Origin of the sequence: Luteolibacter pohnpeiensis (assembly GCF_016595435.1) — a bacterium.
In the GTDB taxonomy this organism is placed as follows: Bacteria; Verrucomicrobiota; Verrucomicrobiia; order Verrucomicrobiales; family Akkermansiaceae; genus Luteolibacter; species Luteolibacter pohnpeiensis.
The window spans coordinates 1-460 of sequence record NZ_JAENIJ010000206.1; the positions used below are offsets into that span (position 1 = coordinate 1).

Consider the following 460-nt stretch of genomic DNA (forward strand, 5'->3'; position numbering starts at 1 on the left):
TTCACCTTCAGCAAATGCACCACGGCCCGCGCCGTGCGATCCTCCGCATCCGCAAAGTCATACTGGCCGATGACCTCGTACTTCAGCTTCCGGTCACCGAGTTCCTTCCGGATCGGCACCGATCGCTGCCAACGTTCCGGGATGACCAGATAGACCGTCGAGCCGCCTGGCGCTTCGCGAAGAATCTTCGCCGTCCACGGTTCGAATTCGGAATATGGAGGGTTCGAGAAAATGAACCCCAGTTCCTTGTCCATGAGCGTCGTGTTCCAGAAGTTGACCCCGAGGATGAAAATATCGGGCGGAAGCATGTCGAGGTGGGTTCGGCTCTTTTCGATCGCATGCAGTGCCGTGATTCCCTCGACACGCCTTGCCGCCTCAAGCACCTTGCCATTGCCAGCCCCGATATCCACAAACGAGCCGCGCTCTTGGTTCGTTCGAAACGACCACCCTTCAGTCGTCC

Annotated in this window: 1 pseudogene; it reads right to left on the reverse strand. The window is 58.3% G+C overall.

Annotation, left to right across the window (positions count from 1 at the left end):
* Nucleotides 1–460: pseudogene (locus JIN85_RS22610) on the reverse strand (hypothetical protein); the annotation flags it as partial.